We start from the raw sequence: 15,952 nt of genomic DNA on the forward strand, positions 1-15,952 counted from the left end.
TGTGCCAGAATCTGTTTAATGATGGTCTTGTGGGCTAAGCGTAAAGCTGATGCAATGCTTATGCAGAGGCGGCAGTCGCAACAGTAACAACAGCGGCGGGAGCAGGCTTATGCTTGTCATCCGCAGCGCACATGGGGAAGCCCAGCGCTTCACGCGACGCATAGTAAGCCGCAGCCACGGCACGCGACAGGTTACGGATGCGGCCAATATACGCCGCACGCTCGGTCACCGATATCGCACCACGCGCATCCAGCAAGTTGAAGGTATGTGCTGCCTTCAAAATCATTTCATAGGCTGGCAGAGCCAGGGATTTTTCGGTCACTTCCAGCAGACGCTTGGCTTCCGCTTCATAGTTGGTGAACAAAGAGAACAGGAAATCGGTATTTGAATATTCAAAATTGAAGGTCGATTGTTCCACTTCATTTTGATGGAAGACATCGCCATACGACAGGCGCACGGTCTGGCCGTTTTCTTCACGTTCTGTCCATACCAGGTCATACACGTTTTCCACGCCTTGCAAATACATGGCCAGACGTTCGATACCATAGGTGATTTCGCCCAATATAGGCTTGCAATCAATGCCGCCGACTTGCTGGAAGTAAGTGAATTGCGTGACTTCCATACCGTTGAGCCAGACTTCCCAACCCAGACCCCAGGCACCCAGGGTGGGGTTTTCCCAGTCATCTTCCACAAAGCGGATGTCGTTTTGCTGCAAATCCAGGCCCAGGGCCTTCAATGAACCCAGATACAGGTCGAGAATATTTTCCGGTGCCGGTTTCAATACCACCTGATACTGGTAATAGTGTTGCAGACGGTTGGGGTTTTCGCCATAACGGCCATCTTTAGGGCGGCGGGAAGGCTGTACATAAGCTGCACGCCATGGTTCCGGCCCGATGGCGCGCAAGAAAGTACCCGTATGCGAGGTACCCGCACCCACTTCCATATCGTAAGGCTGCAACAGGGCGCAGCCTTGTTTGTCCCAGTAATCTTGTAATGTCAGGATAATTTGTTGAAATGTGAGCATCGTGCTATCTGCCTTTGTCACTTCTTTAAGAAGCGATGAATAAAGTTTGCCAAACCTTAGATTTTAACGGCTTTTGCGCTATATAGGCTAATTTGCTGGATGTTGTTTTGTTAATTTTAACCTGTAGATTGTGGAAATACTGAAGACCTTTCACCACAGAGATACCGAGGCACAGAGAAAGTCAGGAGAAAACCTGAAGAAATGAAAGAGTAATAATTGTCTTTTTGGTAAAAGTAATTAAAAAATCTATGCAGCCCTTCTCTTTGTTTAAACGCAATTGCAGCATGAATAGGAAGCTTTGTGCCGGTGGTTTTTGTTGCAATTCGTTTGGCTACAGGTTATAAAAATCTACTTGCCAAAAATAGGACTTACGCAAAATTGTCCCAGCAAGGCTGTCGCTTAAAGAAACCTCCCTCGCAGGGGAGGTTCGTTACGTCGGCAGGCAACATGTTGCCTGAAACCCCGACTACACCGTAGCGACGAAGGCAGTACGAACAGTACGGCTAGGAGCTGCAACGCAGCTGGGGCGGTTTTGCGTAAGTCCGGAAAACAGTGTGTTGAACAGGAGACCGCACAGCAATGGCTATTGTCGACCAAACGAATGCTTTGGATGCAGAGTCACATCGACTCGAAGAGTGGTATCTATTGCTGGGGGAAATTTCCCACTGCCTGTGGTACTCATCAGAATTGCCTGCGATGTTGCGGGGCTTTTGTCGCATCCTGGTGCAGCGTGCCGGGTATCTATGCGCTGAAATCGAACTGGACCTGGGTGACAAGTCAGAGATTTATCGGTTTCGTGCTGACAGGCCACCTGCAGAGGGTACGCAATATCTGGTTTTGCCGCTACAGCATTATGGTCATGCCCTGGCACATTTACGGGTGGGAGCAGAATTTGATCTCAGCGAAAACAGTGATGCCTGCAACATACTCAGCCGCTTCGCAAAAGAACTGGCGCATGCCGTTCACGCCCTCAGCAGCACCCATGAACACCATGATTTACAAGACAATATGGAAATGCTGGCGTTGTCTGTGCAGCAAAGTCCGTTTGCCGTGGTGATCACCAATGCCGCAGGTGAAATGGAATATGGCAACGACAGCTTCTGCCGCATCTCTGGTTATCAGTTGAATGAAGTGCTGGGCCAGCATGTGTTCTGGAATTCCGGTGATTCGGGTGATGAAAAAATCATGCGGATTATTCTGGCCCTGAAAGTCGGGGAACATTGGCAGGGCGAGGTATTCAGCCATCGCAAGGATGGCACTACTTACTGGGAAAGACAGGTCGTCAGCCCGCTGTGCAATGCGGATGGGGTGATCACTCACCTGGTCGCAGTCAAGCAAGACATCACTGACAGTAAATTCCAATTGAAGGAAGTCGAACAGGCTTTGCTCTTGCGCGAACAGGCACTGGTATCAAGCAGCAATGGCATCATGATCACCCGTAGCGACGATAGCGATCATTCCATCGTCTATGTGAACCCGGCTTTCGAGAAAATCACTGGTTACTCGGCACAGGAAGTCATAGGGCGGGAAGGGCGTTTCCTGGTCAGGGAAGATCTGGCGCAGCCTGATTTGCAAGAGATCCGTTCTGCCCTGCGTGAAAAAAGAGCGGGCTGCGCGCTATTGCGCAATTACCGCAAGGACGGCACACAGTTCTGGAATGAGTTGCACATCTCACCCGTCAAGGATGCCAGTGGTGCTGCTACCACGCATTTTGTCAGTGTCATCAATGATGTCAGCGAACGTGTCAATTACCAGAAAGAGCTGGAATACCAGGCCACGCATGACAGCCTGACCGGTCTCGCCAATCGCAATTTATTGAATGACCGTATCACCCAGGCCATCGCCTGGGCTAAGCGCCAGGATTTGTCGGTGGGCCTGATGCTGCTTGATCTGGATCACTTCAAACTCATCAACGATGCCTCCGGCCATGGTGCCGGTGATGAAATGCTGAGGCAGGTTGCGCAAAGGCTCAGTCACTGCGTACGCGAAACCGATACCGTCGCCCGTCTGGGTGGAGATGAATTTGTCGTCATCCTGACCGATTTACCTGAGACCGGGGATGTCGATGTCGTTGCCGAAAAAATCCTGGGGGCCTTGTCGCGTCCGTTTGAAATCAATGGCCAAGATGTGTTTGTGACGGCCAGTATCGGTATTTCCCTGTATCCCAGGGACGGTGATCACGGCGAGATATTATTGCGCTATGCCGATATTGCCATGTACCGTGTCAAGGAACACGGGCGCAATAGCGTGCGCCAGTTCATTCCGGAAATGGGGGTGACGGCCATCAGCCGTCTGAATATGGAAGGAGCATTGCGCCGTGGACTGGAACGGCATGAATTTACCTTACATTACCAACCCAAGATAGAACTGGCCAGTGGCCGTATCGTTGGTGCTGAGGCACTGGTGCGCTGGCATCACCCGCAGATAGGTTTGATACACCCTATAGAATTTATTCCACTGGCAGAAGAAACCGGCCTGATCATCCCCTTGGGTGAATGGGTTTTGGCCGAAGCCTGCCGGCAGCAGGTGAGCTGGAAGAAAGCCGGTTTGGCAGACCTGAAAATTGCCGTCAATATGTCGCCCCGGCAGTTCCGGCAAGAAGACTTGTCTGAAAGGGTTGCCAGCATCTTTACTGAAACCGGTGCTGACCCCGCGCAGGTCACATTGGAACTGACCGAGAGTATGGTCATGCAGGATGTCAACAGCACTCTGGTAGCGCTGCGTGCGCTGAAAAACCTGGGCTTGTCCATTTCACTGGATGATTTTGGTACAGGGTATTCCAGTCTGTCGTACTTGCGGCGTTTCCCCATTGATGAACTGAAGATAGATAAATCCTTCATCAATGATATCCATGAAAACCCGGACGATGCGGCGATTGCCAGTGCCATCATTGCGATGGCACTGAGCCTGGGCCTGAGCGTGGTTGCCGAAGGCGTGGAAAAGAAAGAGCAGGCCGAACGCTTGCGCAAAATGGGGTGCAGCCAGGTGCAGGGCTATTACTTTGCCCGCCCCATGGATGCTGCCGGTTTTACCACCCGATTCCGCGAGCACGTCAATGAATAAACTACTCTGGCGTACCGGCAAGGTAACGGAATTGCCAGACTTGCTGATGCTGGCAACCCTGGAAAAATCGGCTGCCGTTGGCACGGCCACTGTCTACCATTTCAACCATGAGGGGCAAGAAAAATTGGCGATTTCCCTGCCCGATGGCCAGGCCCTGATTATCGAAGTGTTGTCCAGCGCCAGGCCACGCAGACGCCGCATCGATCCCTTGAAAACAGATCAGCCAGATGCGCCGCCTGAGGCCGGTGTCTTGCCATCTGACTAGGTCAACACGCGCTGGCAAGCGGAACAGCGCAAGAGGCACGGGCTGGCATGTTTGCAATGCTCATACCAACGATTAATTTTTTGTCATGAATGCCTGCCGCTATCACTGCGCATGCGGGTATTTTTCAGGAAAATTATAAAAAATATATTAATTTATAGGGGGGCGGTGGTTTTATAAAAAGAATTTCCAGATTTTTTCCCTTTGCTTTGTCCAGCGTGGCAGCCAGATACCCGCATTTCCCTCATTTCCCTTATCATGCTGGCATGACAGAAGATCAGGAAATTCCTCTCCCCCCTTACCCGGGCATACAGGCCAGCGACGTGTTTCTGGTACAGACAGCAACCGATGCTGAGCAGGCGTATGCACATATGTGTGATGCCGACATGCTGGGTTTTGATACCGAATCCAAGCCGGTTTTTTTTAAGGGCCAGCAATCCGATGGCCCCCATCTGATACAACTGGCAACAGACACCCGGGCTTATTTGTTCCCTGTGATGAAAGCCATCAACACCGATGCCGTGCGCGCCTTGCTGGAATCCAAAGTAATACTGAAAGTGGGTTTTGGTCTGGGTGATGATATGAAAAGATTAAAAATCAAGCTGGGTATCACCCCGCAAAATGTCCTTGACCTGGCACGTGTCATGCGCGAAAGCAAGCAGCGCGACATGGGTGCCAAGGCGGCAGTTGCCAAATTCTTTGGCATGAATCTGCAAAAATCAAAGAAAACCTCAACCTCAAACTGGGCTGCTCAATTGAATGACAGGCAAATCATGTATGCCGCCAATGATGCACAAGTGGCATTGCTGGTCTACCGCAAATGGCTATCTGATCGTCAAGGCTGAACTATTACGCGCAGCGATGGTCAGATTGGGCTGATTCATGATTCATGATTCATGATTCATGATTCATGATTCATGATTCATGATTCATTCCCTGAGGATTTCATGCTGCTAAAAAAGAAGTTGCTGGTGTTGAGTGCGGCCTGGCTGTTGAGCGCCGTCGCTACTGCAGCGAGGGCCGATGGATTGACTGACCTGAAAGCTGCTTTGGCACGCTTGCCAGGGCAATCGCCGGTCAAAGCGCTTGTCGAAGCAAAAACCTGGAGCCGTCAGGGCGAAGGCAAGGAGCTGGAAGAACAGAATGGCCAGGTCAGCATCGTGCTGGAAGATAGCCCGCGTGGCTTGCAGCTCTTGTTTGGCAAGGATTTACTGGCACGGCTGGAAGTGGAAGAACGCGCACGTGAAAAAGACCCCAAGGCGAAAACCCCCAGCCTGGCGGCCATACGCGAAGTGAATGCCTCGGAATTGCGCCCCATGATTTCAGCGGCAGGCAATCTGACGCGGTCAATGGAAAAAGCCGTGTTCAAAACCGAAAAGGCAGAAACCTATAATGGCAAGCCGGCACGTCTGCTGAGCTTCGATATCCCGGTCGACAAGCTGACAGAAAAAGAACGCAAGTACGTGAAGAAATTTGAAGGCAGTCTGGACATCTGGATTGCTGCCGACGGCACGCCCGTCGCCAGCCGCATGCATCAGGCTATTTCCGGACGTGCTTTTGTCGTCATCAGTTTCGAAACTAAAAATGAAGAAGACCTGGTCTATGGCCTGAGCGGTGACCGCCTCATCGTTGTAAAAAAAGAAACCCACACCAGTGGCTCAGGTGCTGGCGAAAAAGGCGAGATGCGCGTGACAAAAATTTTGCAACTGCAATCCTGAAGCGCAAAATAAACAGGATAATATATTTTTTTTGCGCAGGCAGCCTTGGTCCTGCCTGCACATGTCATTAATTTAAGAACGTGTTTACGATCTGTAGCGAGCGAGCGTCAGCGGGGTAAGGGTAACAAAAGCGCAGCGCAAAAAGCGGAATGTACTTAAGACCATGAGCATTTTGAGCAGCGCATGAGCCCCGATCACGCCCGCGCAGTAAGATCGTAAACACGTTCTAAGTAGTACCTAATTAACACCAAGTACCATCAACAAAACAAGAAGAAAGGTTTTCTCAGTGAACATCGTGCATCCGCGTCTTTTGTCATTTTCTGATATGCCATCCATCCCATCTTCAGCACGCCAGCTTTGTGCCATCGCATTGCTGATAGGCCTGAGCTTTGGTATGCATACCCCGACGGTCCATGCGGCTGCCTTGCAGACAGAAGCTGCTGCGACTGGCAGCGCGACACCAGTATCTGCAAAAAAAGTGATCACCCATGATGTGTATGCCAACTGGCGCAGCATACAGGGCCATGTACTCAGCCGTGACGGCAACTGGGCAGCCTATGCATTGGTTGGACAGGAGTCGGATGGCGAAGTCGTGGTCAGGAATCTCAAGGATGGCCGTGAGTGGCGTGCGCCGCGTGGTACTACGCCAGCATTCAGCGCAGATGGTCGTTACCTGGCGTTTGCGATTGCACCAACCAGGGTAGAGCTGGACAAGGCAAAGAAAGAAAAAAAGAAGGGCGACGACTTGCCTAAATCCGGTTTGGGCATGATGGACCTGTCCACCGGCAAAGTGGAAAGCATAGACAAGGTCAAGCGTTTTGCCTGGCCGGAAGAAGGCGGCAATTTTCTCGCGGTTTTGCTGGAAGCACCGAAAGACTTAAAGAAAGATACAAAAAAAGAAGCAGAAGCAGCGGCTGCCAAGGATGACGACGATGATCAGCAGGCCGCCGCCGCAATTGCGGCTGCTGCTGCCAAGAAAAAAGAATCTGGCACAGAATTTCTATTGATTGACGTTGCCAATGGCAAGCGCACTGCCTACAAGGATGTGGCAGATTTCACCTGGTCCAAGAATGGTGAGTTGCTGGTCTTTAATGTGCTGACCAAGGATGCTGCCAAAGAAGGTGCGCGCGAAGGTGTTTACCTCGTCAGCCCGCAAGAAACCACTGCGCGCTATATCATGGCTGGTGCAGGCAGCTACAAGCACCTGCGCTTTGATGAGGTGGGACGCCAGCTGGCCTTTGTCAGTAATCGTGATGACGTCGCCAGGAAGCGTGCTGAAACCGACAAGGCGGGCAAGAAAAATGCTGATGCTGATAAGGCAGATACGGCAGATAGGGTAGATAAAGCAGATAAGACAGATAAAGAAATCACCGCTTTCAAGCTGTATTACTGGCGTGCCGGTGATACCGAAGCCAAAGCCATCGTCACTGCAGACACATCAGGGATGCCGGCGGGCTGGCTGCCCAGTGAACATGCCAGCCTGAGTTTCAGCAAGGATGGCCAACGCCTGTTCTTTGGCACGGCAGAATTGGCAAAAGCAGAACCCAAGGATGCGCCGGAGCCATTCAAGGTTGACCTCTGGCACTGGAAAGACCCCGAGCTGCAATCCATGCAAAAGGTCAAGGCAGAAAAAGAAAAACAGCGCAGCTACAAAGCCGTGTTTCATACAGGTGAGCAACGTTTCGTCCAGCTCGCCAATAAAACCATCCCGGATGTGCTGGTGAATGACAATCCGCGTTTTGCCATGGGCGCCAGTGATGTGCCTTACAAGATGCAGCAATCCTGGGATGCGCTGTATCACGACGCCTACGCAGTGGATTTGCAAACCGGGCAGGCACGCCTGCTGGTGCAAAAATTGCGCTATGTGCCCAGCCTGTCACCCGCTGGAAAATATGTGCTGGCTTTTGATGCCAATATCAGTACCTGGTTCAGTTGGTCCACCGCCGATGGCAGCAAGACCAATTTGACAGGAAAAATCAAGGCGCGCTTTGAAGATGTTAAACGCGACACACCAGAAGTCAAGGATGCCTATGGCTTTGCGGGCTGGACCGAAGATGATGCCAGCGTCGTTCTGTATGACCAGTTCGACCTATGGGAAGTACATCCACAAACCCAGTCCAGCCGTAACCTGAGCGCCGGTTATGGTCGCAAGCACCAGCTTGAACTGCGTTATGTACCTGTGGATGCAGAGAAAAAACCACCAGCAGAAGAACCATCACCGGTGGCAGAAGCCAAGGCATTGCCAACAGAATCATGGATACTGGCTGCCACCAATGACGGCGACCGCTCTACTGGCTATTATCAGCAAAATCCCAAATCAGGTGAACCCGTCAAACTGATTCATGCGGACAAGATGATCTCAGGCCTGATCAAAGCTAAAAACGCCGATACAGTCTTGTTCACGCAACAGAGCTTTGTCGAGTTTCCGGATCTGTGGGCCAGCAACCTGCGCTTGCAGTCGCCACAAAAAATCAGCAATGCCAATCCGCAGCAGGCCCACTACAACTGGGGCAAGCAAGAGATGATTGAATATACCAGCCTGGATGGCAAGAAGCTGAAAGCCTTGCTGGCCAAACCTGAGAATTTTGATCCGGCAAAAAAATATCCGATGATGGTCTACATCTACGAAAACATGTCGGACAATCTGTATCGTTATGTCCCACCTGCACCGAGTCAAAATATCAATGTCAGCCGTTATCTGAGCAATGGCTATATCGTGCTGCGCCCGGATATCGTTTACAAGACCGGCCATCCAGGCAAGAGCGCCTATAACGCCGTGATACCGGCGGTACAAAAAGTGCTGGCGCAAGGCTATGTTGATCCCAAGCGTGTCGGCATACAGGGACATAGCTGGGGTGCTTACCAGATCAATTACCTGATCACGCAAACCACTATGTTCCGCGCGGTGGAAGCTGGTGCATCCATGGCAAACATGATCAGTGGTTATGGGGGCATACGCTGGGGTACCGGCATGAGCCGCGCCTTCCAGTATGAAAAGCAGCAAAGCCGCATGGGTGGTGCGCCCTGGAACAAGACCGCAGAATACATAGAAAATTCACCGATATTCCATATCGACAAAGTACAGACGCCGTATCTGACCATCCATAATGATGATGACGATGCAGTGCCGTGGTACCAGGCCATAGAATTTTTCACCGCCTTGCGTCAACTCGGCAAGGAAGCTTACTGGTTTAACTTCAACGGTGAAAAACATGGTTTGAAAGAGCGCGACAACATGAAATATTACACCGTGCACATGGCGGAATTCTTTGACCATTATTTGTTGGGTAGCCCGCGTCCGGAATGGATGGATAAACCAGTGCCTTATCTGGAGCGGGGGAAGAGGGATGTGATGGGGCAGTTCAAGCCTGTGGGGGCGAAGGCTGAGTAGTCAGCGTAGTGCGCTTATGCTGGCATTACCCGTTGCGATTGAAGTTGTGCAATGGATGCGTTGGATGTTTTAACCCCTTCCCCTTCAAGGGGAAGGTTGGGATGGGGATGGGGCTCAATCGATAAACGGCAATCAAATTATCGTCGCTCCACCGGGCTGGCGCTTCAGCGGCGTTTGTTGCATACCTTCGTCGTTAAATAAAACGATTGCCCTTCGTGGATACAAGCCGGGTCTCGGCCCGGCGGCCGAATTCCTTTCTTTGCTTCGCCAAAGAACGGAATCAAAGAAAGACGACCGCAGACTTGCCCTTCGGGTGCTTGCGCTACGCTCCAGCTGTAGGTTGGGCTACGCTTTATCAGCCCAACACTGTGCTTATCAAACACGTATTCGTCATTTTCTCTCTCCTGCGTATGGGCAGGAGGCCACCGGGCTGCGCTCCAGCGGCATTCGTTGCATGTCGTACTTTGATTAAGAAATTGCCCTTCGTGGAACCAGGCCGGGTCTCGGCCCGGCGGCCGAATTCCTTTCTTTGCTTCGCCAAAGAACGGAATCAAAGAAAGGCGACCGCAGACTCGCCCTTCGGGTGCTTACGCTGCGCTTCAGCATAATTTGTGCGTCACAAAAAATGGGAAGATCCGCAACTCGCTTCGCTCAAACATCGGATCTTCTTTTTCCATTTTCTGTGACGCACAAATTACATCGTCCCAAGCGGATTAAAGTCCAAAGCAACAGCAACAGCAGCAGCTTCCTTGCCATGACATTAAACGTCAGTGCAAGCACCATCCTTCTTGATCACATACCGACGCAATAATCCAATTTGAGCAGTATGGATTTCCAGCAAAAATCTTGCAAATAAAATACTGACTCCTAAAAAAGTCGAAAAATGTCGTAAACGTACAATACATCCGACAATGAAGCGGGTAGCATCCACAGCATGCATAAAACTGACATGAATCCCCAAGCGCAAACGCATATCTGGCCGGCCAGTGGGCAGGTGGCTGAGCATGTGTTGATGTATGTGGTGCGGGATACCCGTGGTTGTGGTTTGGATGAACAAGATCAGTTGAATCGCTTCCCTGCCTCGCCGTTTTGTTGCATCACCTGGATGCTGGAAGGTGAGCTTTGCCTCATGCAGCAAGGCAAAGCCAAGCGTGATCAGCGTTTGCCGCAACTATTCCTGGCTGGCTGCCAAAGCCAGTATGGGGTTTCCATGAATATCGGTGAGCGGCATAGTTTTATGGCGGTGTTTTATGCAGATGCCTTTCATGCCTTGTTTGAACTGGATTTGTCGACAGTGCAAGACCGTTTTGTCGATGCCCGGGCAAGTATGAATTCGCAAGGCCTGGCTTTGCTGGAAGCGGTTGCCTTGGCAAGCGATGATGCAGAGCGGCGTCAGCTTATTGAATGTCATGTGATGCAATATGCCAGCCCTTTGTATGCCAACCCATGGTCGCGCTTGCGCAAAATGGGCCAGAATCTGAGCCTGCGCCTGAGTTGCAGTTTGTTTGGTGTAGGTGCGCGTCAGGTACAAAGACGGGCCAGAAAGGAAGCGGGTTTGCCTTTATTGGGTTTATCCCGATTATGGCGCGCCAAACGCAGCCATCACCAGGTCTTGCTTGGCCTGGCGCAGGGGCATGCACCGAATTGGGCTGAACATGCAAGTACCCAGGGGTATGCCGATCAATCTCACCTGATACGGGATTGCAAAGATATTTCAGGACGCAGCCCACAACAATTGCTGAACGATGCCAGGAACAGTGAGAGTGACTGGATGTATCGTTTACAACAGCCCCTAAGCCTTGAGAGCAGAAAACTATGAATACAAATCAACGTCTGCATTCTCTCGATAATCTCAGAGCCATCATGATGTGGCTGGGCATTGTGGTACATGTGTCGGTCAATTACATGGAGAGTCCCGCACCTACCCCATGGCGTGATAGTCAGACCAGTTTGCTGGCAGATTTGTTGATTGTTTTTATCCACGCGTTTCGCATGCCGGTGTTTTTCATATTGGCAGGTTTTTTTGTGGCCATGCTGGTTGCCAGACGTGGAATCGCCGCTATGTTGCAGCAACGGGTGCGCAAGCTGGTGTGGCCTTTTATGTTGTTCTGGCCTGTGCTGTTTATTGGCATGGCTTTGCTGATGGCAGTGTATGCACATTTGAATGCGTATGGAACAATAGGTGTGGACTTTAGCCTGATCCCGCAAATTCCGGGCCGGGCCAAAGTATCGCTGCTGCATTTGTGGTTCATCTATTATTTGTTTTTGTATTGCCTGGTGTATGCCTTGTTGCTGCGCTTGTCTGCCAATATACCTTCGGGCTGGCAGGAAGGCTTGGCCAGGAGCTGGAAAATACTTGGCACGAACTGGTGGGGCATACTCTTGCTGAGCTTGCCACTGGCTGTGGCGGGCGGTTTTTATCGAAACGGTATGGTGATACCGCTGGGCTCGTTCTTGCCTGACATTGCAGAGTTTATACATAGCGGCCTGTTTTTCACATTTGGAATTTTCCTCGATCGTTATCAGAGCGAGATACTGGAAAATTTTACGCGTAAGAGCTGGCTTTATCTGATTGCCGGCCTGCCTGTATTCTTCCTGTTTTTGAAACTGAGTAAAAGTTTTGGCAGTGCAGAGTCGACCGGCTATGGTCTGCAGTGGGCGATGGCGTATTTATATAATGGCGTCAGCTGGCTCTGGAGTTTTGCCCTGATTGGTTTATTCCTGCGCTATCTGCCAGGCCGGAATCGCGTGCTCACTTACATGGCCGACAGTTCTTACTGGGTCTATCTGGTACATATGCTGGGAACGATGGGATTTGGTATTTTGTTATATCACAGCCCGTTTGGCGCCATTGGAAGAATGATTTGCAATATCTTGCTGACGACATTGTTTTGTTTGCTCAGTTATCATTTGCTTATTCGTCACCGTTTTATGGGACGTTTTTTAAATGGTAGTACGAAAAAAACCACCGCTGGTCCGGACGCCGAAGCAATGCATTCAAACCTGGGAGCTCAATAAGAGTCCCCATGCCCCATTCATCCAGCCTCGCGTTATGAGGTAAACGCATGTGCTTCTATTACGAAATGAGTTCTAATAGCAGCGGCTTTGGTGCATGATGTAGTCATCAATATACAAGCTTGGAAGGGTAGGTAATAAGGATATGCAATCTTCAACTAACAAGACCGCTACACCGACATTACCCAGTGGGCATGGCGCGCGCTGGTGGAAATCTTTTGGGCCGCAGATCGTGGTTGGCCTGGTCGCCGGGATAGTGGTTGGCCTGGTGGCGCGTAACATGGGAACACAAGGGGCGGAAGCGAACTGGTTACAGGTTGCGCTGGGGGCGGTCGGCAATGCCTATGTCGGCTTGTTGAAGCTGATGATTCCCCCCTTGATTCTGACGGCAGTAGTCAGCAGTATCGCCAATCTGCGCCGCTTGCAAAATGCGGCACAACTGGCAACACAAACCTTGATCTGGTTTGCCATTACGGCTTTTATTGCGGTTGCCATCGGTCTGGCGATTGGCCTGCTGGCTAACCCTGGTGCCGGTGCCGTGGTCGATGCAGCCAAGGCCGGTGCGCCAGCCCGAACAGGTTCCTGGTGGGCCTTTTTAAATCAACTGTTGCCAGGGAATATCCTGGGTATGACAGCCAGTAGTTCAGTCAAGCTGGTGGGTGAGAAGGCGGTCGCCAGCACACAGCTTGGTTTCAACGTCTTGCAGTTACTGGTGATTTCCATTGCCGTGGGTATTGCGGCAATCAAGATTGGTGAGCGTGCAGAACCCTTGCTGCGTCTGGTGGATGCAGTTGGTGGTGTGGTGCAGAAAATATTATGGTGGATCATACGCCTGGCGCCGATAGGCACACTGGCATTGTTGGGGGATGCAGTCGCCAGTTACGGCTGGGATGCGCTGGGTTCACTCGCCAGTTTCAGTGCATCTGTGTATGTCGGTTTGCTGCTGGTACTGTTTATTGTGTATCCGGTGCTGGTGCGCCTGCATGGGCTGTCAGTGCGCCAGTATTTCAGTGGTGTCTGGCCGGCAGTGCAACTGGGATTTGTTTCTCGTTCATCCATGGGCACCATGCCGCTGACTGAACGTGTCACCGAGCGTTATCTGGGCGTGCCGCGTGAATACGCAGCTTTTGCGGTACCCTTGGGGGCGACCACCAAGATGGATGGCTGTGCCTCGATTTATCCGGCGATCTCGGCTATTTTTATTGCGCAATTTTATGGCTTGCATCTCGATGTTACGCAATTGGGATTGATTGCCCTGGTGTCCGTACTTGGCTCTACCGCAACTGCGGGCACGACCGGTGCAACCGTGATGTTGACGCTGACTCTGTCTACCGTTGGCTTGCCGCTTGAAGGCGTGGGCCTGCTGCTTGCCGTGGAACCGATCATCGATATGGGGCGTACCGCCGTCAATGTCGCCGGTCAGGCCCTGGTGCCGACCATCGTCGCCAAGCGCCTGGGTTTGCTGAACCTGGAACTTTACAATGCTGAGCGCACGGCAGAGGCGCTGGAGGCAGAACCGGCAGCACTGGCCGCACATTAATCCCGTTTGCCTGAGCAGGGGGGCACTTCTTCCCCCGCCTGATGGCAGCGGAGATGCAAGACGGTGGCCATAGCTGCAAACATATTGTCGATCAAAGAAAATGATTGATTTGGTATGTCAGAGTAGTAATATTTTATGCAGAAATTGCTGCTCTGCATCTGCACTGCAACATTTTCTCAAGTAGGGCTTGTCAGTCGCCAGGTATTGTTAAATACTGAAACTGAGCTGGTTTCATAATCTCCGTCTTTATCTTTATAGAATTCATTCCAGACATGGAATGAATTCTATAAACTCTTGATATACCAGACGAAGTGCCAGGTTTCATTTGAAAGCCGTCGATCGTGCGTGCAATTCTTTTGTTGCTTTTGTTTTTTGCCTGTACTGATGTGCGTTCCCGCCAGCAGACCAGGGAGCGCGAGGTTTTGCATTTTTCTTCTTCTCTTAGCGAAGCCGGTGAAGCCTTTGCAGATAGCAAGCGCCTGTTGGAAAAACTCTGTCATCAACATGGCTTGGTGTGCAGCCTGGCAGCTTATCCATCCGGTCGGGCCATCAAGATGTTGCAGGATGGTGAAACCGCCGGCGAATTGCCACGGTTTGAAGAATTTCAAAATATGGCACCTACGGCGATTCGCGTGCCTACAGCTTTGGGGCAACTGAGCTTTAGTGTGCTGACCCACGATAAGACACTCATCGTCAAATCCCTGAATGACCTGAGCAGGCACAAAGTATTTTATGTGCGCGGCAATGCTGCTATTGCAGCACACAAGGAAGTGGAACAATTGATCGCAGTCAACTCGGAACAGGATTGTGCCACCATGGTGTTGAGAAAATTGGGTGATGCCTGCATCATGACCAAGTCCATGGCGCGCAAGGTTCTTGAAGACTACCATCAGGCGGCAGAGAGTTATTTTCTGCAAGACCTGTTTATGAAGCCGGTTTATATTTACCTGTCGCCACGTTATAAGTATTTGCAAGATATCTTTGATCAAAGCCTGAAGCATTTGCGGCCGGAAGAAAAAATCGCACAATAAGTCAAATTCAATACAAAGGTATTTACCTAAGTATTAATCTGGGCTATATTGATGAGCATGTCTGCTCATCCTATGTAACCCGACATGCAAATCAACACGCAACTCGACCAACTATTTTCTGCCCTCGGTGATACTACCCGGCGCGCCGTACTGGCACGTCTGTGCCGTGGGCCGGCCGCGGTGAGCGAACTGGCGCAGAATTTCGACATGGCGTTGCCATCGTTTACCCAGCATTTGCGGGTACTTGAAGATTCTGGTCTGGTGATGTCGGAAAAAAAAGGCAGGGTCAGAACGTATCAACTGGCACCACAGACTTTGAAAGAGGCCGAGATTTGGCTATCCCAACAGCGTAGCGATTGGGAAAGCCGCTTTAATCAACTTGATCACTATCTGAACAAGATAAAGGAGAAACACGATGTCTGAAGTCATTACAGAAGAAAACAAATTCGATCTGGTGCTGGAAAGAATAGTCGATATCCCGCCATCGCTGGTCTGGGCTGCCTGGACTACCCCTGCGCATTTGCTTGAATGGTTCACGCCAGCACCCTGGAAAACCGTAGACTGTGAAATTGAACTGAAAGCTGGCGGCATCTTTCGTACGGTAATGCGTTCACCCGAAGGTGTTGATCATGACAATACGGGCTGTTACCTCGAAGTCATTCCTGGTCAGAAGCTGGTATTCACCGATACCCTGGGCCCTGGTTTTCGTCCTACCGGTAATTCCTTCATGACGGCTATCATCACATTTGAAGCGCATGATGCGGGTACCAAATACAGGGCGGTCGTCCTGCATAAAAATGCAGAAGACAAACAAAAACATATGGACATGGGATTTCATCAGGGGTGGGGAACCGCGCTCGATCAACTGGTCGCCCACATGAAAAAACTCAATTGATGGAAACCGGCTG

General features: G+C 51.1%; 12 protein-coding genes. 11 read left to right on the top strand and 1 reads right to left on the bottom strand.

From position 1 onward, the window contains the following. Window positions 1-58 precede the first annotated feature (58 nt). A complete protein-coding gene (glyQ, locus tag ACO0LM_RS09445; protein WP_423036443.1) occupies window positions 59-1,024 on the bottom strand; it encodes a glycine--tRNA ligase subunit alpha in 966 nt (321 codons plus the stop codon). A gap of 579 nt (window positions 1,025-1,603) precedes the next feature. On the opposite strand from glyQ, the gene ACO0LM_RS09450 reads away from it, so the two are divergent. From ACO0LM_RS09450 to ACO0LM_RS09500, 11 genes are all read left to right on the top strand, one after another. After that, complete coding sequence (locus ACO0LM_RS09450; protein WP_423036445.1) at window positions 1,604-4,087, top strand: EAL domain-containing protein; 2,484 nt, start codon at window positions 1,604-1,606, stop codon at window positions 4,085-4,087. Then, complete coding sequence (locus ACO0LM_RS09455; RefSeq protein WP_423036447.1) at window positions 4,080-4,352, top strand: hypothetical protein; 273 nt, start codon at window positions 4,080-4,082, stop codon at window positions 4,350-4,352. Before ACO0LM_RS09450 ends, ACO0LM_RS09455 begins: the two co-directional genes overlap by 8 nt. A gap of 263 nt (window positions 4,353-4,615) precedes the next feature. Next, on the top strand, window positions 4,616-5,194 hold the full coding sequence (locus tag ACO0LM_RS09460; protein WP_422985361.1) for a 3'-5' exonuclease: 579 nt from the start codon (window positions 4,616-4,618) through the stop codon (window positions 5,192-5,194). 102 nt (window positions 5,195-5,296) lie between these two features. Further along, entirely contained in the window at window positions 5,297-6,067 is a 771-nt protein-coding gene (locus ACO0LM_RS09465) for a hypothetical protein (RefSeq protein WP_423036449.1), read from the top strand. Window positions 6,068-6,353: 286 nt separating this feature from the next. Continuing rightward, the gene (locus ACO0LM_RS09470; protein WP_423036451.1) at window positions 6,354-9,458 is read left to right on the top strand and encodes a prolyl oligopeptidase family serine peptidase; all 3,105 of its coding nucleotides are present in this window, start codon (window positions 6,354-6,356) and stop codon (window positions 9,456-9,458) included. A gap of 949 nt (window positions 9,459-10,407) precedes the next feature. Beyond that, window positions 10,408-11,277 (top strand): hypothetical protein, encoded by an 870-nt coding sequence (locus tag ACO0LM_RS09475; protein ID WP_423036453.1) that lies wholly within the window; start codon window positions 10,408-10,410, stop codon window positions 11,275-11,277. After that, a complete protein-coding gene (locus ACO0LM_RS09480; protein ID WP_423036455.1) occupies window positions 11,274-12,476 on the top strand; it encodes an acyltransferase family protein in 1,203 nt (400 codons plus the stop codon). The genes ACO0LM_RS09475 and ACO0LM_RS09480 overlap by 4 nt, the downstream gene beginning before the upstream one ends. 142 nt (window positions 12,477-12,618) lie before the next feature. Beyond that, the gene (locus tag ACO0LM_RS09485; protein WP_423036457.1) at window positions 12,619-14,013 is read left to right on the top strand and encodes a dicarboxylate/amino acid:cation symporter; all 1,395 of its coding nucleotides are present in this window, start codon (window positions 12,619-12,621) and stop codon (window positions 14,011-14,013) included. Window positions 14,014-14,354: 341 nt separating this feature from the next. After that, on the top strand, window positions 14,355-15,044 hold the full coding sequence (locus tag ACO0LM_RS09490) for a hypothetical protein (protein ID WP_423036459.1): 690 nt from the start codon (window positions 14,355-14,357) through the stop codon (window positions 15,042-15,044). Between the two features lie 84 nt (window positions 15,045-15,128). Then, the gene (locus ACO0LM_RS09495; RefSeq protein ID WP_423036461.1) at window positions 15,129-15,467 is read left to right on the top strand and encodes an ArsR/SmtB family transcription factor; all 339 of its coding nucleotides are present in this window, start codon (window positions 15,129-15,131) and stop codon (window positions 15,465-15,467) included. Next, window positions 15,460-15,939 carry an SRPBCC family protein gene (locus ACO0LM_RS09500; protein WP_423036463.1) on the top strand — a complete coding sequence of 160 codons (480 nt, stop codon included), beginning with the start codon at window positions 15,460-15,462 and terminating at the stop codon, window positions 15,937-15,939. Before ACO0LM_RS09495 ends, ACO0LM_RS09500 begins: the two co-directional genes overlap by 8 nt. Window positions 15,940-15,952: the final 13 nt, after the last annotated feature.

It is taken from the genome of Undibacterium sp. Di26W, from assembly GCF_049340265.1.
Lineage (GTDB): Bacteria > Pseudomonadota > Gammaproteobacteria > Burkholderiales > Burkholderiaceae_D > Undibacterium.